The organism is Roseateles sp. SL47, assembly GCF_026625885.1.
Lineage (GTDB): Bacteria > Pseudomonadota > Gammaproteobacteria > Burkholderiales > Burkholderiaceae_C > Roseateles.
Window position 1 is genome coordinate 365,857 of record NZ_CP113068.1, and the last position, 19,269, is coordinate 385,125.

A 19,269-nucleotide genomic window follows, 5' to 3' on the forward strand; every position below is an offset into this window, starting at 1 on the left:
TCGGTTCCTGCTTTGGTTCCTGCCCGGGAGGCCCCCGGTGTCTGTCCATGGACGCCCAGGCTTGCCCCTGCCTGCAAAATCAACAAAACGGCCAGGATCTGCACTTTCATGGATGAATCACTCCCTGCGTGGTGGCCGCCTGCGCGACGCGGCTGCGGCGGATTGTGACGCCAGTGCCGCCGGTGCCAGGCGCTTGATGGCAAGATGCCGCCATCTCACCCGAATGAGGATCGCCATGAACGCCACCGTCACTGCCCTGCCCACCGTCCGCAGCCGCTGCCGTCTGATGGCGGCCCTGGTGCCAGGCCTTGCCGCCTTGCTGGTGGCCACCGCCCCCGCCGCCCGGGCCGCCGACCTGCTGGATGAAGTGAAGACGCGCGGCACCTTGCGCATCGCCTGCGAAGGCACCTACCCGCCGTTCAACTTCAAGAACGACAAGGGCGAACTGGCCGGCTTCGATGTGGACATTGCCAAGGCCATCGCCGCCAAGCTGGGCGTGAAGCCCGAATTCACCACCACCGAGTGGAGCGCCATTCTGGCCGGCCTGCAGGCAGGCAAATACGACGTGATCGTCAACCAGGTGGCCGCCACCGACCAGCGCCGCCAGACCTTTGATTTCAGCGGCCCCTACGTCATCTCCTATCCGCAGCTCATCGTGCGGGCCAACGAGACCCGCAAGCTGGACACACCGGCGGATTTGAAGGGCAAGAAGGTGGGCGTGGGCCAGGGCAGCAATTTCGCTGCGCTGGCAAAGAGCATTGAAGGCGTGGAGGTGCGCACCTATCCGGGCGCTCCGGAATATCTGCAGGACCTGGCCACCGGCCGCATCGATGCCGCCATCAACGACAGCCTGCTCATCCCCTACCTCAAGGCCAAGACCCGACTGCCGGTGAAGGCCGGGGCCGCCCTCGGCAAGCCGGAAAGCAATGCCATTCCGTTCCGCAAGGGCAGCCCCAAGTTCAAGGCCGCCATCGACAAGGCGCTGGACGACCTGAAGAAGGACGGCACCTACGCCAGGATCTCCACCCAATGGTTTGAGCGCGATGTCAGCCAGCCGCTGGCCGGTGCGCAATAAGGCCTGATGGACCTCGCCGCCCTGTTCGCCCTGGCGTGGCCGGTGCTGCTCAAAGGCACCGGCTACACGCTGTTCTTTGCCGTGTCCAGCATGCTGCTGGGGCTGCCGCTCGCCGGTCTGATTGCCCTGGTGCGGGTGCTGCGGGTGCCGGTGCTGCTGCAACTGTGCGCGGTGTATGTCAGCGCCATGCGCGGCACTCCGCTGCTGGTGCAGGTGTTCATCGTTTATTACGGGCTGCCCAGCATCGGCATCGAGTTATCGCCGGTGTCTGCCGGCATCCTGACACTGACGCTCAACGTGGCCGCCTACATGAGCGAAACCCTGCGAGGCGCCATCCATGCGGTCGATCAGGACCAATGGCTGGCCGGCACCAGCCTCGGCCTGACCCGCCAGCAGACCCTGCGCCATGTGATTGCACCGCAGGCGCTGCGGGCCGCGGTGCCGAGCTTGTCCAACAGCCTGATCAGCCTGATCAAGGACACCTCGCTGGTGTCGGTGATCGCGGTCACCGAGCTGATGCTGGCCACCAAGGAACTGATCTCCACCACCTTTCAGCCCTTCCCGCTCTACATGATGGCGGCGGTCATCTACTGGCTGCTGAGCTTTGTCTTCGAGCAGTTGCAGCGGTGGATGGAAAAGCGCATGGCCTACCCGCATTGAGCGGAACAGCCGTGGGCCAGGGCCGCCCTGGCCGTCCTGGCCGTCCGGCCAGCCCGATGTACCCAGCCCGCCCGATGTACCCAGCCCGCCAGAGGAGCCCGTCTACCCCGGAATGGCATAGTCCTTCTGCGTCACGAGGTCGATGCCGCAGGAGAGTGTCTGGATCCAGTCGATGAATTGCTGCACGGCGGCGCCTTCCAGAGGCGCGCCGTGCTGCGGCACAATCATCCGGATGGGCAAGGACTTGACCATTTCCGCCCACAGCCGCAGCACCTTGCCGCTGACCATGTAACGGCGGTGGAAGGCCAGCATCGACGGGATGTGCGGCTCCAGCTCGGTGATGGTGGTGCCGGGGTCCACGCCAATCGACACGCCCAGATCACCGGAGAACAGAATGCCGGCGGTGGGGTCCCAGAACTGGAAGTTGCCCTCGGAGTGCATGAAGTGCGCTGGCAGCGCCACCAGCTCATTCTGGCCCACCTGGATGCGCATGCCCCGGTCCGGCACGCCAATCACCCGCCCGCTGGTCTTGCCCGGCTTGCAGAAGTGCGGAATGAAACGTTCCCAGATGCGCGAGATGTAGACCGGCGCCGAGGTGGCCGTCATCCAGCGGTCCAGTGAGGCGATGATGTCCGGGTCCGCATGCGAGGCCAAGATGGCTGACAGCTTGTGCGGCGGGAAGCAGGCGGTGACACCGAGATACAGCTCTCCATAGGCCAGGTTGCCCCCCGGATCAATCAGCGCACCGGTGCCGCTGTCCACAATCAGAAACTGGTTGGCCTGTACGCCGTCTTCGTGGCCGAAGTCGGAAAACATGAGGCAGCGATGGCTGCCATTGTTGAAGAGTTCTATCGCCAAGGGGGCTCCGCGGAAGTCAGTCCCCGTGACCATAGTTCGCTCGCCTCAACATGCCACCACGCGACATGCGCCACTTTTGATTAATGGCAAATGAAGTTGCATCCATTTGCGAACCGAACTGCTGCTCCAATACCGTCATGCTGCTGCGTACCCTCGATCTCAATCTGCTCAAGGCCTTTGATGCCCTGATGGATGAACGCAATCTGACCCGGGCGGCGGAGCGCCTATCGGTGACCCAGCCGGCGGTCAGTGCCACCTTGAACCGCCTGCGCGAGGCCCTGGGCGACCCCTTGTTTGTGCGCACCCAGCGCGGCATGGCCCCCACGCCGCGCGCCCTGGCACTGGGCGGTCCGATCAAGCGCATCCTGGCGGACATCGAGACGGTGATCCAGCCGACCGAATTCGAACCGGCATCGGCCGCATTCACCGTCACGGTATCGGCCACCGACTACGCGCTGCGCGCCGTGGTGATGCCCTTCATCGCCGCCCTGCGTCCCCAGGCGCCGGGGGTGCGGGTGGCAGTGGTCCAGGCGCACGGCAACGACCTGCTGGAGCGCATGGAACGAGGTGAACTGGACCTGGCGCTGATCACGCCCCAGATGTCACCCCCAGACCTGCACAGCCGGACACTGTTTGAGGAACGGTATGTCTGCGTGATGCGGGACGGCCACCCGGCGGCGGCGGCCGACGGCCTCTCGCTGGACGTGTTCTGCGGCCTGGACCACGCCATGGTGTCGCTGATGGGCGGAGGCTTTGAAGGCCCGACCGATGACGCGCTGGCCCGGCTGGGACGCCAGCGGCGGGTGATGGTCTCGGTGCCCAGCTTTGGCATGTTGCTGGACCTGGTGCGGCATACCGACCTGGTAGCCCTGGTGCCCCAGCGTCTGCTGCCAGGCACGGCGGGCCTGACCGTCCGCCCACCTCCGCTGGAGGTGGCGGGCTTCACCAAGCTGCTGGTGTGGCATGCCCGCACCCATGCCGACCCGCGCCAGCGCTGGGTACGCGATCAGCTGGTGCGCGCCTGCCAGGCGGATCAGGGGGCGGGTGCTGAAGCGCCGTAGAGTCGGGCCACGGCGGTCATGTTCTCGGCCCCCATCGACTGCGCCAAGGCCTGGTGATAGACGTCCATCGCCGCAGCAGCCAAGGGCATGCGCGCCATGCCACCACCGGCGGACAGCGCATAAGCGAAGTCCTTGGCGATCAGCTCCACCGGGAATTGCGGACTGAAGTCGCCCTTGAGCATCGATGTGGACAGGTAGTGGTCCACCGGCGCCCAGACCGGCGTCCCTGCCACCGCCTGCAACACGGTCTGGGGCGGCACGCCCTGGCGGTGCAGCAGGCCCAGCAGTTCCGCCAGGGCCGCCACATGGACACCCAGCAGCGTATTGGTGACGAGCTTGGCCAGCGCGCCATGGCCCACGGGGCCGACATGCTGGACCGCCCCACCCATGGCTTGCAGCACCGGACGCGCCCGCTCAAACGGCTCCGCCGCGCCGCCCACCAGAAACACCAGCTGGCCGGCCTCGGCCGCCGGCCTGGAGCCGGACACCGGCGCATCCAGCAGATCGATGCCCGCCCGACCAGCCGCCTCCTGCAGGGTGCGCAGGCCCCCCAGCGAGAGGGTGGAACTTTCGATGGCCACACTGCCGGGCGCCATGGCCGTCAGCGCCCCGGTTTCCGGATGGCACCAGACATCTCGCGAGGCTTCGTCGTCGCGAACCATCGCAATGACAAAGTCGGCCCCATCCGCCGCTTCACGCGGGCTCAATGCGCGCCGCGCACCTGCGGACGCCAGCGCCCGGGCCGGAGCGGGGCTGCGGTTCCACACCATCACATGGTGGCCCGCCTGGACCAGCCGGGCCGCCATCCGGCTGCCCATCGCCCCCAAGCCCAGAAATGCAATGCGTGCGCTCATGCCAACCCCTGTCCGAAAAATTCAGGAACGATCATGCCAGCGTCGCCTGCCGTGCGGCATCCACAAGACCATTGAGCCAGTCCTGGTGGCCATTGATCATCGGATTGGGCTGGGCCTTGGCCAGCGCCTGGGCCGGCACGCCGCACTGCGTCTCCTGCGTGAGGATGCGCAAGCGTCCCCCCGACAGTTCTTCAATGAGCCAGGCGTGATGCACATCCAGACGGCTGTCGGTGCCGGGCTCACCGGCCCAGCCGTGCCAAGCCACGCGGGCCGGCTGACCCTTCACCGGCGGCACATGCTCCACCACACGCGCCTCGACCGGAAAGCCGAAGGTGGAGAAATAGAACCGAACCCCGGCTTCCAGTTCCGGCCCCTTGTTGTCATGGAAACGGATGTCCGCCGAATTGGCATAGTAGGTCGGCCAGCGGGTCGGGATGTTCAGGAAGGGCCAGACCTCCTCCACGGTCAGTCCGGTGACGATCACCTCGTTGGAGCAGAAGTTGTCGGTAAAGCCCGGCACAAAGCCGGCGGGCCAGAGAATGTCGCTCATACTGTGTTGCGTGGAGGACCATGGCGAAACTGCCAAGCCCGTTATGGTGCGCAACAGCGCGTTATCAGGGAACTCACAAGTTCTGATCGCTGACATCAGCCGGATTGATGTCGGCAGGGGGCGCCGCCTGGCCGCGTACACTCCGCGCATGTATGCCTCACGGCCTGTTGTCCACCGCCTGGTCTGGATCGTGTGTTTCGCGATCCTGCTCAGCGCACTGCTACCGCTGCTGTCGCACCTTGCGTTGCCGCGGGATGCAGCGGTGTGGACCGAGGTCTGTACGGTCACGGGCGCCAAGTTCGTTCGTGTGGACGTGAGTCCGTCCGATGAGCTTGTCCCGGCACCCAAGCCGGGCAAGGACACCATGGCATCAATGATGGAGCGTTGCGCCTACTGCGCCATCCATGCGGGGATTCCCGCCCTGCCGCCAGCAGCCATGAACTGGCGGTTGAACGAGTCGCTCAGTTTCGAGCGGCCAAGACTCTTCTATCTCGCTCCGCGACCGCTTTTCGCGTGGGCCAGCGCGCTCGCTCGCGCCCCTCCTCTCTCGGTTTGATCCTCTCCGCTGACTGACCTGCCCGACGAGGCCTGCGTGGCTCGTTCGGATGGGGCCGTGCAGCCGACCGCGGTGTGCTCACCTCTGAGCCGCCGCGCGGATGCAATCTGCCGTCCGGCCTTGGCGTCCGCTCCTGCAGGAGCCATCCATTCCGCACGGCACGACTCCGGCCATCACAAGCAGTGATCCACCACTCGGAACCGGCCATGGTTCGTCGGCCTCACCGGCGCATCAGGCGTTGCCGAACCAGAAAGAGAACAATGACATTCCAACGATTCACGCCCATCGCCTGCGTTGTTACCAACGCCGTCGCCAGCGCTGTTGCCTTCGCGATCTCCGCTCAGGCCCAAGCCCAGACCCAGACCCAGGAACTTGAACGCGTCGAGGTCACGGGCACGTCTCAGAGCTATCAGGCACCGGCCACTTCAACAGCCACCAAGACCGACACACCGAATCTACTCACACCGCAATCGGTTCAGGTCGTGCCTCGCGCGGTTCTGAACGACCAAAAGGCGCTGACCCTGACCGACGCCGTTCGCAACGTCGCCGGCACGGGCGGGGATTTCGGCTTCAACGGCAGTGCGCAACCACTCATTCTGCTGCGGGGCTTTCAGACCGAGTCGATGACTGCATCAGGCCCCATGTCGGGCATGTCCACCTATTACATCAATGGGGTCAAGGTCAAAGGCGTGCCGGTGAACATGGCCAACGTCGAGTCTGTTGAGGTGGTCAAGGGGCCGGCGTCGGTGCTCTATGGACGTTCTGAACCGGGTGGACTGATTAACATCGTGCCGCGCGCCTTGTCGGCCACGCCAACCCTGGGTTTTGAGCAGACGATCGGCCAGTACGATCAGTCGCGCACCATCCTCGAAGGCGGTGGCGCCTTGGACAGCAACAAGACGCTGCTCGGCCGTGCCAGCGCTTCGTACGACACCGCGAAGTCCAACCGGGACTTCGTCGAGAACCGACTGGCGGCCTTCAGCGGCACGATTGCCTGGATCCCAGACGCCGACACGCGCGTGTCCCTGGCCTACGACCGCAATGCGCAGAAATACCGCAACGACTTCGGCGTCTACGCGGATGGCAACCGACCGGCGCAGGTGCCGCACTCGTTGCAGTTCAACAATGCACCCGAGTTGTCTTCCTTCGACAGCCAATCACTGACGCTGGATGCCTCGACTCGACTGTCACCCGCATGGACGCTGAAGGCCCGTGCAGTGACGCTGCGCGCGAAGACGAAGGAGGTCGACATCTGGCCTTACCGGGTCGATCTGGGCGCTGGCACCGGCCCTGCCGACAGCTGCGTGGAGACCACTCCGCTGCAGCGCATGTGCCGCTACTACTATTACGACCGCCCTGACGGTCGAGTGCGCCTGGACCAGGCCACCGTGGACCTGCAGGGTGACATCGCCTGGGGCGGGCTGACGCACAAGCTGCTGTTCGAGCTGGATCACTACGAGACCCGGCGCACCGGGGCGCTGGTGTTCGCCCAGGTCAATGCGGTGGACGTCAATCACCCGGACTTCAGCGGCACCCCCACCATCGGCCAGACCCTGGCGCCCGGATCGGAGACACGGGACGTGCAGCGCTGGACCAGCCTCGTTGTGCAGGATCAGATCCAGCTCGGCAGCGGCTGGCACGCCGTGTTCGCGCTGCGCCACGATCACACGGCGGGCCTGTACAGCGCCGATCCATCGCTGGACCTGAACCGGCAGAGTTTCACGACGCCGCGTGTGGGCATCGTCTACGAGGTATCGCCCGGGCAGACGCTCTACTCGCAATACCAGGACTCGGTCGCCGCCAACAATGGCCGCAATCCCGACGGATCGCCATTGGCGGCCGAGCGTGCGCGACAGGTGGAAATCGGCTGGAAGAGCTCCGCGCTCGATGGCCAGCTCAACACCACGGTCGCCGTGTTCGACTTGGTCAAGCGCAACCGCGCGGACTACAGCTTGTATCCCACGATCACCACCATTGGCGAAGCCCGTTCACGCGGACTGGAAATCGACCTGCTGGGCCAGCTCACCCGGCAACTGGCCGTCATGGCTTCGTATGCCTACCTGGACGCGAACATCACCGACGCAGGCACCTACGCCGGCACACGTCTGGCGAATGCTGCGCGCAATTCCGGCAGCCTGTGGGGGCGTTGGATGTTCGATGCGCAATGGGCAGCCGGCGCTGGCGTGTTCTTCCAGAGCCAACGCGAAGGCGACCAATTGAACAGCTTCCAGCTACCCGGCTATGGCCGCGTTGATGCCATGTTGTCCTACGGCTTCCGGGCGGGTGCGGGCAAAGGTTCCGTCCAGTTCAATCTGAAGAACGTGTTCAACAGGCTGTACTACAGCGGCAGCCATCCCGGGGCCCGTGACTGGATCCAGACGGGCGCGCCCCGGACCGCATCGGTCACGCTGCGCCTGGACTATTAACAGAGGGATGAATGGCACAAGCACAACATGCAATGCCTCACACACGAGGCGAGTGCAGACAAGCCGGCAGTCCTGGAAACAGCAATGACCCTATGAACAAAGGCAACAACGGCAACAACGGCAACAACGAATCCGCACTGTACCGTCGCGTCTGGCGCTGGCACTTCTATGCAGGCCTGATCTGCTTGCCATTCCTGCTGCTTTTAGCGGTTACTGGCGGGCTCTATCTGTTCAAGGATCCCATCGAACACTGGGTCTATCGTCCCCTGCTGTGGGTGGACATCAAGCCGGGCACACCACTGACCGCCGAGGCGTTGGTGGCTCGGGCCATGGCGGCGGAGCCGGGAACGGCGGTGCGATACGTCTCACCGCCCGCGCCGGGCCGCAGCGCGGAGGTGGGGGTCAAGACCGCATCCGCAGGCGTGGTCGCGGTGTACCTGGATCCGGTTGATGGCCGCGTGCTGGGCCAGGTGGCCGATGACTCTCGACTGATGACGGTCATCAAACATCTTCATTCTTTGGCCCTGGTGGGCAAGGTCGCCAACCTGTGGATCGAGGTGGTGGCGGGGTGGGCGATCGTGCTGGTCGTCTCGGGGCTGTTCCTGTGGTGGCCGCGGGGCCGCGCTGGCGGGGTGCTGAGCGTCCGAGGACGGCCCCGGCAGCGGGTCTGGTGGCGGGACGTGCATGCGGTCACCGGCTGCATGGCCGCTGCTGCCATCCTCTTTCTGGCGGTGACGGGCATGCCTTGGTCCGCGTTCTGGGGCGAGCAATATGGTCGGCTCACCAGCACCTGGGGCCTTGGAACGCCGCGCTATGTCTGGGGCGGTGCACCGCCCTCCACGCTGCCGCTGGCGGGGCTGCCGGACGTGCCCTGGTCATCGAGCCAGGCCGCACTGCCCCGATCGGGTGGGCATGAGGGCCACGACGCCCATGAGGCACACCATCCACCAGCGCCGATGGCGGACAAGCCCGTATCGGCAGGTGCGCCCCCTTCTCTTGGCCTTGATCAGGCCTTGCAGATCTTTGCCCGCATGGGTCTGCCGGCCGGCACACCCGTGCGTCTCCCCAGCGGGCCCCAAGGTGTCTATTCGGCACTGCGCTTTCCGGATGACGTGCGGGACCTTCGGGTGGTGCATCTGGATCGATACAGCGGGGCCGTTCTGGCGGACATCGGTCTGAAGGATTACGGGGCAGCGGGGCGGATCACCGAGTGGGGCATCAGCCTGCATACGGGGCGTCAGTTCGGACTGTTGAACCAGTTGCTGATGCTGGCAGGGTGTCTGTCCATGGTCGTGTTGGCGCTGTCCAGCGTGGTGATGTGGTGGAAGCGCCGTCCCCGCGGGCGTCTGGCGGCGCCACCCCGCCGTGCAGGAGACCGGGCCGCTGTTGGTGCGGTGGCAACCGCCGTGTTGCTGGGTCTGCTCTATCCCTTGCTTGGTGCTTCCATGCTGGTGGCACTCCTGGTCGATACGCTGCTGCCGCGCCTCTGGCGGCAGCGGTTCGGCCTGTAGCCCGCTTTGTCCCCCAGGATCTTCCATGACACCTACCCAACGTCGGCACTTCCTTCGCGCTGCTGCGGCTGCCATGACCGCCTCACCTTGGCTGGGGCAAGCCGCCGATTCAGCAACAACGGCGCCCGCCACCAACGAGGGCATGCAGAACCTGCCTGCCCACTGGACCGGCAAAGAGCAGATCGGCATGCTGCTCTACCCCGGCATGACGGCGCTGGATTTTGTGGGTCCCCAGCACATGTTCTCTTCGCTCATGGGCGCCCAGGTGCATCACATCGCCAAGACCATGGCGCCGGTGACCAGTGACGCGAACCTCACCCTCCTGCCCACCACGACCTTGACGCGGGCGCCTCGCGACCTGGACATTCTGTTCGTTCCGGGCGGCGGGGACGGCACGCTGGCCGCCATGCAGGACGCCGCCGTGCTGGCATTCCTGGCCGACCGCGGCGGGCGCGCGAAGTGGGTCACCAGCGTCTGCACAGGCTCGCTGATCCTCGGGGCTGCAGGTCTTCTGAAGGGTTATCGGGCGACGTCGCATTGGGCGACGCGTGGGGTACTCAGCGACGCTGGCGCTATCGAGTCCGAAGGCCGTGTGGTGCGCGACCGCAACCGCATCACCGGGGCAGGTGTCAGCGCAGGCCTGGATCTGGGCCTGACGCTGGTGGGCCTGTTGCGAGATCAGTCCTATGCGGAGACGGTGCAATTGCTGGCCGAATATGCCCCGGAGCCTCCCTACAACGCAGGGTCACCCCACACCGCTTCGCCTGCGGTTCGGGCGATGACTGAAGCCATGTTCCCGCAGTTCAACCGCAAGGCCCGTGCAGCCTTGATCGCGCGCAAGGAGGGGCGCCGTCGCTCATGACCCGAAGTACCAAGCCGCCTGTCGCGAGGGCGCCCTGGCAAACCGCCCAGGCTCCCCATGCGACGGCAGCTCGTCGGTTGCGGGAGCGTGATCAGAACAGGTATCGGGCGGTCATGGCCACCGCCCGCCCCTCTCCGGGTGTCACCCAGCGCGCGACATGGAGATGACTGGAGACGTAATAAGCTTTGTCCAACACGTTGCGCAACGACAGTTGGAGCTCCAGGGTCTGATCCGTGCCGACTCTTGTGGACCAGCTCTGCAGCAGATCGACCCGCGCATAACCCGGAAGCGTCGTCGTATTGGCCTCATCCGCCCATCGGCGGCTCTGCGTTGCTACGTTGACGCCGGACTTCCAGCCCTGTCCCCACTCCCACTGCCCCCACAGGTTCAACACATGGCGGGCCACGTTGGGCACCTGCTTGCCGCCATAGGTGGCGTTGTATCCATACGTCGCCTGGGTGTAGGCATAACTGGCCTGGAGCGCCAGACGCTCGGTGAGTTTGCCGCCGAGTGTGGCCTCGATCCCGCGGGACGTGGCTTCCCCGGCCAAGTCGAAGTCGAACAGATTGCTGGGCGTACTGAGGTCGGAAGAAATCATGTTCCGCTGCTTCAACCGGTAGGCCGCCAGATCGGAGGCCAAGGCGCCGCCCAGCCATTGCGATTTCCACCCGATCTCCTGCTGCGCCGCGCGCCGACTCGGAAGTGACTGGTTGGTGGAAGAGGCCACCTGATTGGGCGAGATCCCGGTGCTGACATTGGCGTAGACCGTATCGGAGGCGCCCAGATGGCAGAGCACTGCCACTTTGGGTGACCAGCGCGACTCGTTCACCGGTAATACGCTGGTGGTGCCATACCGGAAGTTCTGGCGGTCCAGACGCGCTCCGGCCACCAGGGACCATTCGCCGAGGTCCACTTGATCCTGCAGAGAGGCACCAAAGGCATACAAGCTCTGGGTGGTGAGCGACATCGGCAAGGCGTCTGGATTCGCAGGGGCGGTCACTCGCCCGTACACCGGGTTGTAGACGTTAATGCTGGGGCTGGTGGACGCTGGAACCGAGCGGGTGGGCTGGAAAAGCGACTCTTCGTAGTAATCAAGGCCGATATAGAGCCGGTGCGTCATGCCCGCCAGCGCCTGATCGCGGCTGACCGAGCCGGTGACGGCATTGATGCGACGGGTGGTCCCGGGCTCCCAGGAAGACACGCGCGCCCAGGTGCCCGCAGGCTGGTTGGCCAGGGGAGACCCGTTCAGCACATTCTTGATCGAGGTGGAATCGGCCTCCAGGTGGGTCAGTTGAAGGGAGGCGCGGGTCAGCGCGTCCAGCGCGACATCGCCCGCGAGGTCCACGATCCGATTGCGGGTGGTGGAATCACCAAAGGGCTCGCTCAGCTGTCGGTCCAGCGGCACATCGACCGGGCGGCCGTTCAGTGAGGGCAGGCCGTAGTCAGGCTGGTAAGTTTGATTCGTGGCCTCCACGCTGGCACGCAGGTGATAGCGGGAGCCTCCGCTTTTGGCGACGCCCACTTTGACGCCGTTCAACTCATCGGGAACATGCCGCCACTCGCTGCTGGTGGACCGTGTGGCAGTGATGCGCCCCGCCCATTCAGTCTCGGCGGAGAGCACTCGATTCAGATCCACCGAGATTTCCCTCGCGTTGGACTGACCGACCGTGACCAGTGCTGAGCCAAAGTTCCTGAGCTGTGGCTGCTTGGTCACGATGTTGACCGTACCACCTGGCTCACTCCGCAGCGCGACCGCCGCGCCGGGGCCGCGAAGAACATCCACGGCCTCCACAAATGCGGGGGTGAACGGGTAGTTGGACAGCCGCACACCGTCCCGCATGACGCGATTGGACCCGGTGCCGCTATCGGTGACAGCGCCGCGCAACACAAAGAACTGCGTGTGAGAACCGTTGAAGCCTGAGTCCGCCTGGGCGCCCGGCACATTGCGAAGCACGTCCTGAAGTGTGGTTGCTCCCTGGGCGCGGAACAGGTCTGCCGGGACGCTGTTGATCGAAAACGGGGTCTCCAAAGGCGCGGCTTTGATGCCGAGCGCAAGCGCTGTGGCGGACGCTGCATCCGCCACAGCGGAAATTCGCACGGGAGGGAGCACTGCGTCGGGCGCCTCGGTGGACTGCGCAGCAGCAAAACCTGGCAGTACGGCCAGGGCTATGGTGAGTGAGGTGGCGGGCATGCAAGTGGGCTCTGAAGTCAGAAAACATAGCTGGCGGACAGACGGGCCGAGCGTCCTGCACCCGGCTGCAGCATGTAGTTGAAGGTGCTGGCACTACCGCCGGTGTAGTAGGTCCGGTCCAGTACGTTGTCCACGTTGAGCTGCAGCCGCCATGCGTCCTGTCGGTAGAACACGGCCAGGTCGCTCCGGACATAGCCGCTGAGCTTGTAGGTGTTGGGCAAGGTGGCCTGGCGGGCACCCACGTAATACACACCGGCGCCAATGCCCCAGCCAGGCAGGGAAGCGAGGTCCCAGGTCTACCACAGGTTGGCGTGATGGCGCGGCACATTCGTCAGCGCATCACCCGTGGGAATGCTGCCGTCGCGTTTCACAAACGCATCGGTATAGCTGTAGCTGCCCATGACCTTCCAGGTGTTGGTGATCGAGCCGGCGAGATCCAATTCCAGGCCACGGCTGGCTTGTTGACCGGTCAACACCTGGCGCGTCGGGTCGGTCGGATCAGTGCTCAGCATGTTGCTACGGTCGAGACGAAAGGCGGTCACGGTCAGCAGCAGCCGGTTGTTGAGCAGTTGCTGCTTCACACCCGCTTCCCACTGAGTGGCCACCTCCGCTTCGAAAGTGTTTTCGTTGGCACCGTGTCCCACATTCGGAGCATGGCTGCGGCTCCAGTCGGCGAACACCGAAGTCTGGGCGGTCGGCAACCACACCAGTCCCAGTCGTGGCGACCAGGCGGACTGGCTCTCCCGGCTGGTTTCGATGTCGGCCACCAGAGCACGGTTGCGAAATCGGTCCGCCCGCAGGGCAAAAGACGCCTGCCAGGTCGGGCTGAAGATCACCTGGTCTTGAACGAAGATCCCCAAGTCCCGCCCCTGTCCCTGATGCGAGGCATTGCTGCCCAGCTCGGTGAGCGGCAAGCGCACGCTGGAATCGGTCAGGTCCAGGGTCCATCCATAGCTTTGGGATCCTCGACCTCCCTGTTTGAGATAGCCGTAGTCCACACCCGCGCTGACTTGTTGTTGGAACCCGCCCAGACTGAGCGTGCCAAGCAGTTCAGACCGCCATCCATACTGCGTGGATTCCTCCAGAGACCCCGAATACACGGTGAAGTCCAGCAGGTCGTCAGTCGCAGTCGTGGTGTTGGGGAAGGTCTGGGTGGAGCGCTGTCGTGCGTAGCTGTATTGAACGGCGGTTCGCAGCGTCCATGTATCGTTGAATCGATGCTCCAATTGCGCCGTGACGGCACGGGTGTCATTGCGGCCGAAATCCCCAGAAACACCGGGGTACATGCCGTCGGTCAACCCGTAATAGCGTTTCGTGTCGAGCTTCTTGTAGTCCGGGACATTGGGCACACCAAAATCAAATCCCTGACGGCGCAGCCGATTGAACTCGGTCAGCAAGGTGACCGACGTGTTGGCGTCCACCGCCCAACTGAGCGCTGGCGCGATGGAGACGCTGTTGAATCCGGCGTGGTCTCGCTCCATGTCGTTGTGCTCGGCGGCTGCATTGAGCCTCACCTGCAGGGCCGGGCTGATCGATCGGTTCAGATCCAGCGCCGTCCGCGCTTGCTCGTAGGAGCCGGTGGTGACACGAAGCTCGGTGAGGTCCTTGCTCAATGGCTGCTTGGACACCGTGTTGACGTAGCCACCCACAGCGCCCACACCCCCATACAGGGCGCCCGACGGCCCCTTGAACACTTCGACGCGCTCAATGTTCTGGACGTCGCGAAATGCGAGGTAGCCGAAGTTCCTGAATCCGTCGCGCAGCCCGTTGTTTTCGCTGAAGCCGCGGATGTTGAAAAAGGTGGCGCCGTTTCCGCCGTAGGTGGACTCGGGCAGGACGCCGCTGACGTTTTCAATCAGTTGGTCGGTGCGCGTCACATTGCGATCCCGCAGGACCGCCTGGGGAACGACCTGGATGGCCGCCGCCTGCGCGCTCAGGGGCGTGGCAGTGCGGCTGACGTTGACGGATGCGTCCGGTAAATAACTGCCAGCCGGGGCTGTGCCCGTGACCAGGACATCCGGCAGCTTGCTGGCGTCCTGGCCCAGGGCGGGCATCAGAAAGCCTGCAGACAGAGCGGCGGGGAGAAACTTGAGGGCACCACGGTACCCAGAAACGGTTTCGCGCAAGGCGCGTTCGATCCTTGACATGGATCACTCCTGAACGGGGTGCTCCGGGCGGCAGTGCGCCGGGCGCCATCCACAAAGACGGGACCGAAGGCCGATCAGATCAGGCCGAGTTCGGACCGTGCCGGGGGTTCAAGCGTTCAAGGGTGGAGCGCGTGCCTGGATCGTGGCCCAGGCGAAGAGCGTGCGCGCTGCGCTGAAAAACAGCGGCGGCAACGGGTCCGCGAGGAGAGGCTCCCGCAGACCGACGTCTGGCGCGTGGGGCAGCCCGAGGTCAGGGGCGTGGGAGGCGCAGTAGCTGCAGCCCTTCATGCCGAAGGCTTTGGAGGAATCCGGGTGCGGGGCATCCAAGTCCACTTGCACCCGCTTGGCGCCGGTGACGCTGCAGACCTCGACCCAAGCGCCCGTCACGTCCGGCACCAAGGCCCACGACAGGCTGGGCGCGAGCGCAGCCCACAGGATTGCCAAGGTGGCGATCCATGCGGTGAATGCGTTCTTGCGCCGGGAATGCAGCATGAAAAAAGTATAGAGGGCTTGAGCGGCTGCAATTCAATGGCACGGCGATCCCATCAAAAACCTGAGCGCACGTTGCGCGAAGATCACAACCAAGGACATTGGTCGCGACCCACGCTCCGAGTCAGGCCCGACGTCCCCGCCCGGCCGCTTTCGCCGCATACACCGCGGCATCGGCGCGGTGGATCAAGCCTTGCCAGCCATCCACCGTGCCCAGCGCGATCCCCACGCTCGCGCCGACTTCCACTCGGTAAGGTCCCAACTCGAAGGGCCGATGCGCGACCACCAGCACTTTGTCGGCCACCAGTTCGGCATGCCTGCGGGACTTCACGCCCATCAGCGCAATCAGGAATTCATCGCCGCCAATGCGCGCCACCAGGTCGGTGGGCCGCACCTGGCTGCGGATGCGATCGGCAAAGGCCTTGAGCAGCGCATCGCCCACCGGATGACCGTAGGTGTCGTTGACCGGCTTGAAGCGGTCCAGGTCGATATAGAGCAGGGCCACGCCGTTGGTGTCCTCCAACGAGTGACGGGAGACGAAGGCATCAACCCCGTGCCGGTTGGCCAAGCCGGTCAGCGGGTCACGTTCGCTGATGCGGATCAGGCTGCTCTCGCGCTGCTTGTGGACCGTGATGTCTCGCCCGACCGCCACCAGCCCGTCCTGCGTGCCATCCGGCTGGCACAGCGGGATGAAGTTCACCAGGATGTCCCGGCGCTGCTGATTGATCTGTGTTTCCGCCTCGTAGCTCACCGTCTCTCCAGCCAGGGCTCGGGTCACCCAGGGCAGCACCTCCTCCAGTACGTCCGGCGGTATCAGTTCCTCCAGACGACGGCCGAGCAGAGCCTCACGCGGCTGCCCCATCCAGCGCTCGAAGGCGGAATTCACAAACCGATGACGGCCCTGCGCATCAATCACCGCGATGAAGTCGGGCAGCGCTTCGGCCACCGAGCTGAGCGTCTGCTGTTGGCGGCGCAACTCGGCCCGGGCCGCCACTTCCACAGAAATGTCCCGCATGACGGAGGAAAAGCGGCCCACACGCCCCTTCTGATCGCGGTGCGCCAGCACCATGTGGGTGACCGGCACAACGCCGGACGCCAGCACCACCGTGGTTTCGCCGAGCCAGGGGCGTCCGCTGGTCACCTGGGTCACGATCTCACGCTCGTACCGGGCCACCGTCTCGCGGGTGTTGAATTCAAGGAAGGATCGTCGTGTCACGTCCTCGTCCGGCCCGATACCGGCCGCCTGGCGTGCGGACGGATTCATGTAGGTGATCATGCCGTGGCGGTCGACCTGCACGATGTAGTCGGGCGCGGTTTCGATGATTTCGGTGAGCACCCGCAGGGCCTCTTCCGCCGCCTTGCGCGCGGTGAGGTCGATGGACACATTAAAGACGCCCACCACCGCGCCGTCCGCATCGAGGTCCGGGATCAAATGACAGTCGGTCACTCGATCCTGCCCGCCATAGGTTTCGGCATGCTCGAACTGCTGTTCATGTCCCAGCAAGGCCGCCGCCAGCGGCGCGGCTGTGATCACCAGGGTGTCCTCGTCCAGTAGCTCGCTGCGTGTTCGTCCGATGATGGCTTCGCGGGGCAACGACAGCCGCTCACAGGCCGCCTCATTGGCGAATTGATAGCGTCCTTGCGCATCAAAGTAGGCAATGCGTACCGGCAGATGGTCGGTGATGCTGCGGATGAATTGCTCGCTGTCGGCAATGCGCTGCTCGGACGCCTGGCGCAGCGCCACCTGTTCCTGCAGCTCGCGCTCCCGCAGGGCCAGCGCCTCGGCCATTGCGTTAAACCGGCTGGCCAGCGCACCCAGCTCATTGCTGGAGGAGAAGGTGGTGCGCGCCGACAGATCGCCCGAAGCCAGTGCCTGGGTCAGGGCTTCGAGTCGCCGCAGAGGGCGAAGCACCTTGGCCGCCACCAGCAGCACCAGCAGCAGCGCCAGCACCGCCATGATGCCCAGCCCGGTCAATGCCGCCCGCATGAACATGAGCCCGGCCCGGTGCTCCAGCTCGGAGGCCTTCACCGACCAACGGAAGATGTCGTCCGTCAGGGCCTGCGTGCTGATCAGCAGCTGATCCACCATCAGGGCGCGCTTGCGCTCGGCCAGGTCACTGTCCGGCAGGTCCTGGGTAGCGACGAAGCGCTCAAACTGCTGCCCCAGCGAGCGCGTGGCCTGCCGCAGTGATTCGATCTCCAGGGCCGCCATCACGCGGGTATCCGAGGTGAGTTGTGCCTCCAGCGCCTGGCGCTTGACCTCCCACTGCAGCGCCGTGCCGCTGCTCCAGGTCCGCGCATAGTCTTGCGTCAGCGGTAGCAGCGCCACCACCTCGCGCGCCGCTGCACGGGCGCGCTCCTGGTCCCGCTCAGCCGCGTGGCGGCCCTGCGCCGCCAGCCACACACCATGGCCCACCACGGCCACCACCAGGACCACCAGCAGGACACTCAGCCGGAGCAGGTGGCTGATCTTCATGGCTGGCGTCCGCTGGCCACGGCCTGAGGGTTGGCCCTGCGCAGCGGCTCCACATCAATGACCGCGCTGAAATCCGGCTGCGGCCCCGGCTGCACGTGTTGCTCACGCACCGCCCAGCGACCGAGGCTTTCGAGGCCCTTGGCCAGATTGGCATCCAGATTGAGCCGGAACTGCAGGCCGGCGAAGATGCGGTCGGCCAGCTCCGGATGCAACTGCAGGCGCTGGCGCATGGTCTCCCGGGCCTTGCGGGGTTCGCGCTGGATGTAGGCAATGGCACGGTCCAGCCCACGCAGCAGCGCGACTTCCTGATCAGTGCCCGGCTGCCCCGGCAATCGCGCGCTGACCACGGCGAAGATGGGTCGGTAACCCGAGTGATCGACCAGCACCGCTGCCGCCGGGCCCACCGCCATCAGGGCCTGGGTGGCAAAGGGCTCCCCGACCGCCACTGCGTCCAGTTGGCCCAGCGCCAGTTGGTGGGCCGCATCTTCCGGCTGTACCGGAATCTGCTTCACCGCATGGGGATCCACGTCCTGATTCAGAAGAAGCGCATCAAAGAAATATTGGCTGGCGGTCGACGGGACGATGCCCACACGCAGCCCCACCAGTTGACTCGGCGCGCTGATGGCCTTGCCATTGCGCACCACCAGGCGGAGGTCGTCCTGCGAAGAGGCAAATGCGGCCAGCATGCGCCAATTGCGCCCCCGGAATGCATTCACCGCCACCAGCACATCCGAGGCGGTGGCGAAGTTGGCTCGCCCCTCCTGCATCTGGCGCAGGCACCGATGCACCCCCAGGCAGTCGGCCACGATCAGGTCCAGGCCCTCATCACGAAAGTAGCCCTGCTGCAGCGCGACGTAGAACGGCAGCGACATGGGCGCACGCGCCACCGCCATGGTGAGGCTGGCGGCGGACGCTGTGCCAAAGCCAGCCAGGCACAGGCCGATGCCCAATCGGGCACTGCGGAGCCAACCGGGCAGGTGATGGACACAAAAGATGCGCATGAAACCGTCGTTCTCGGAGACTCTCCCCATGCTAGGGAGACGCCTGCCACTTCCCTAGTGGGCAAGTCCGTCAGTTGCTGTAGGGCGCTTCCCTACACAGATGAATCAGAAGCTGGCCCTCTCGTCGTCGTTGCAGCGTTCAGCCACGGCCGTGGCGGGCGTGACGCTGGCAGCGACAGACCGGACGCAGGTCGCCACAAGCGCGACCAGGGCTGGCTGCTGTTGGACAGACAGTCGGTTCATTGGGGTCCGGAACGGCAAAGAGGTAGGGAGGCCCTGAGGCAAGGGGCGAATGCCTGCCAGACGACTCACCGGGACGGTTGGGGAGGCAAGCAAAAGCCGTGGATGGGAACCCGTCGAAGTGATGCAGCGAGCAAGGCGATCGCAATCCGATGCAGATGCTACGGACGTTCAACATATTGAACAAACCGGCCGGCCTGTTCGATTGTGATGGACTCCCCGTCAGGGTGGGCCTACCCCCTCAAATGGGGGAAAAGCGGGCAGAAAGAGTGATCCAAAAACGCGGGCGATTGGCGCGCAGGCCGGGGTCAA

General features: G+C 65.1%; 14 protein-coding genes and 1 pseudogene. 7 read left to right on the forward strand and 8 right to left on the reverse strand.

What is annotated here, in order from left to right:
- Nucleotides 1–235: 235 nt before the first annotated feature.
- Nucleotides 236–1,075, forward strand: a complete 840-nt coding sequence (locus tag OU995_RS01460) for a transporter substrate-binding domain-containing protein (RefSeq protein WP_420714793.1) — start codon at nucleotides 236–238, stop codon at nucleotides 1,073–1,075.
- A gap of 6 nt (nucleotides 1,076–1,081) precedes the next feature.
- The gene (locus tag OU995_RS01465; protein ID WP_267833573.1) at nucleotides 1,082–1,735 is read left to right on the forward strand and encodes an amino acid ABC transporter permease; all 654 of its coding nucleotides are present in this window, start codon (nucleotides 1,082–1,084) and stop codon (nucleotides 1,733–1,735) included.
- 102 nt (nucleotides 1,736–1,837) lie between these two features.
- Here OU995_RS01465 and OU995_RS01470 read toward each other — a convergent pair whose 3' ends face one another.
- Nucleotides 1,838–2,593 (reverse strand): MBL fold metallo-hydrolase, encoded by a 756-nt coding sequence (locus OU995_RS01470; RefSeq protein WP_267833574.1) that lies wholly within the window; start codon nucleotides 2,591–2,593, stop codon nucleotides 1,838–1,840.
- Between the two features lie 137 nt (nucleotides 2,594–2,730).
- Here OU995_RS01470 and OU995_RS01475 point away from each other — a divergent pair, with 137 nt between their 5' ends.
- Entirely contained in the window at nucleotides 2,731–3,654 is a 924-nt protein-coding gene (locus OU995_RS01475) for a LysR family transcriptional regulator (RefSeq protein ID WP_267833575.1), read from the forward strand.
- Here OU995_RS01475 and OU995_RS01480 read toward each other — a convergent pair.
- Both OU995_RS01480 and OU995_RS01485 read right to left on the reverse strand, forming a co-directional pair.
- Nucleotides 3,627–4,508, reverse strand: a complete 882-nt coding sequence (locus OU995_RS01480; RefSeq protein ID WP_267833576.1) for an NAD(P)-dependent oxidoreductase — start codon at nucleotides 4,506–4,508, stop codon at nucleotides 3,627–3,629. The two genes, OU995_RS01475 and OU995_RS01480, sit on opposite strands and share 28 nt — an antisense overlap.
- A 31-nt stretch (nucleotides 4,509–4,539) precedes the next feature.
- Entirely contained in the window at nucleotides 4,540–5,058 is a 519-nt protein-coding gene (locus OU995_RS01485) for an SRPBCC domain-containing protein (protein WP_267833577.1), read from the reverse strand.
- Here OU995_RS01485 and OU995_RS01490 point away from each other — a divergent pair.
- The 4 genes from OU995_RS01490 (at nucleotide 5,048) to OU995_RS01505 (ending at nucleotide 10,413) form a co-directional block, all read left to right on the forward strand.
- On the forward strand, nucleotides 5,048–5,614 hold the full coding sequence (locus OU995_RS01490) for a DUF2946 domain-containing protein (protein WP_267833578.1): 567 nt from the start codon (nucleotides 5,048–5,050) through the stop codon (nucleotides 5,612–5,614). The genes OU995_RS01485 and OU995_RS01490 overlap by 11 nt on opposite strands.
- Before the next feature lie 260 nt (nucleotides 5,615–5,874).
- Complete coding sequence (locus OU995_RS01495; protein ID WP_267833579.1) at nucleotides 5,875–8,040, forward strand: TonB-dependent siderophore receptor; 2,166 nt, start codon at nucleotides 5,875–5,877, stop codon at nucleotides 8,038–8,040.
- Between the two features lie 92 nt (nucleotides 8,041–8,132).
- Nucleotides 8,133–9,551 (forward strand): PepSY-associated TM helix domain-containing protein, encoded by a 1,419-nt coding sequence (locus OU995_RS01500; protein WP_267833580.1) that lies wholly within the window; start codon nucleotides 8,133–8,135, stop codon nucleotides 9,549–9,551.
- A gap of 25 nt (nucleotides 9,552–9,576) precedes the next feature.
- Nucleotides 9,577–10,413, forward strand: coding sequence for a DJ-1/PfpI family protein (locus OU995_RS01505; RefSeq protein WP_267833581.1), 837 nt, complete (start codon nucleotides 9,577–9,579; stop codon nucleotides 10,411–10,413).
- A 91-nt stretch (nucleotides 10,414–10,504) separates the two neighbouring features.
- Here OU995_RS01505 and OU995_RS01510 read toward each other — a convergent pair whose 3' ends face one another.
- The 5 genes and pseudogenes from OU995_RS01510 to OU995_RS01530 all read right to left on the reverse strand — a co-directional run bounded on the left by OU995_RS01510 (nucleotide 10,505) and on the right by OU995_RS01530 (nucleotide 18,747).
- Nucleotides 10,505–12,604 carry a TonB-dependent receptor gene (locus tag OU995_RS01510; protein WP_267833582.1) on the reverse strand — a complete coding sequence of 700 codons (2,100 nt, stop codon included), beginning with the start codon at nucleotides 12,602–12,604 and terminating at the stop codon, nucleotides 10,505–10,507.
- 17 nt (nucleotides 12,605–12,621) lie between these two features.
- A pseudogene (locus tag OU995_RS01515) lies at nucleotides 12,622–14,751 on the reverse strand (TonB-dependent receptor).
- Nucleotides 14,752–14,859: 108 nt separating this feature from the next.
- Entirely contained in the window at nucleotides 14,860–15,243 is a 384-nt protein-coding gene (locus tag OU995_RS01520; protein ID WP_267833583.1) for a DUF2946 domain-containing protein, read from the reverse strand.
- Nucleotides 15,244–15,364: 121 nt separating this feature from the next.
- A complete protein-coding gene (locus tag OU995_RS01525) occupies nucleotides 15,365–17,716 on the reverse strand; it encodes a PAS domain-containing protein (RefSeq protein WP_267833584.1) in 2,352 nt (783 codons plus the stop codon).
- Nucleotides 17,713–18,747, reverse strand: coding sequence for an ABC transporter substrate-binding protein (locus tag OU995_RS01530; protein WP_267833585.1), 1,035 nt, complete (start codon nucleotides 18,745–18,747; stop codon nucleotides 17,713–17,715). The genes OU995_RS01525 and OU995_RS01530 overlap by 4 nt, the downstream gene beginning before the upstream one ends.
- Nucleotides 18,748–19,269 lie beyond the last annotated feature (522 nt).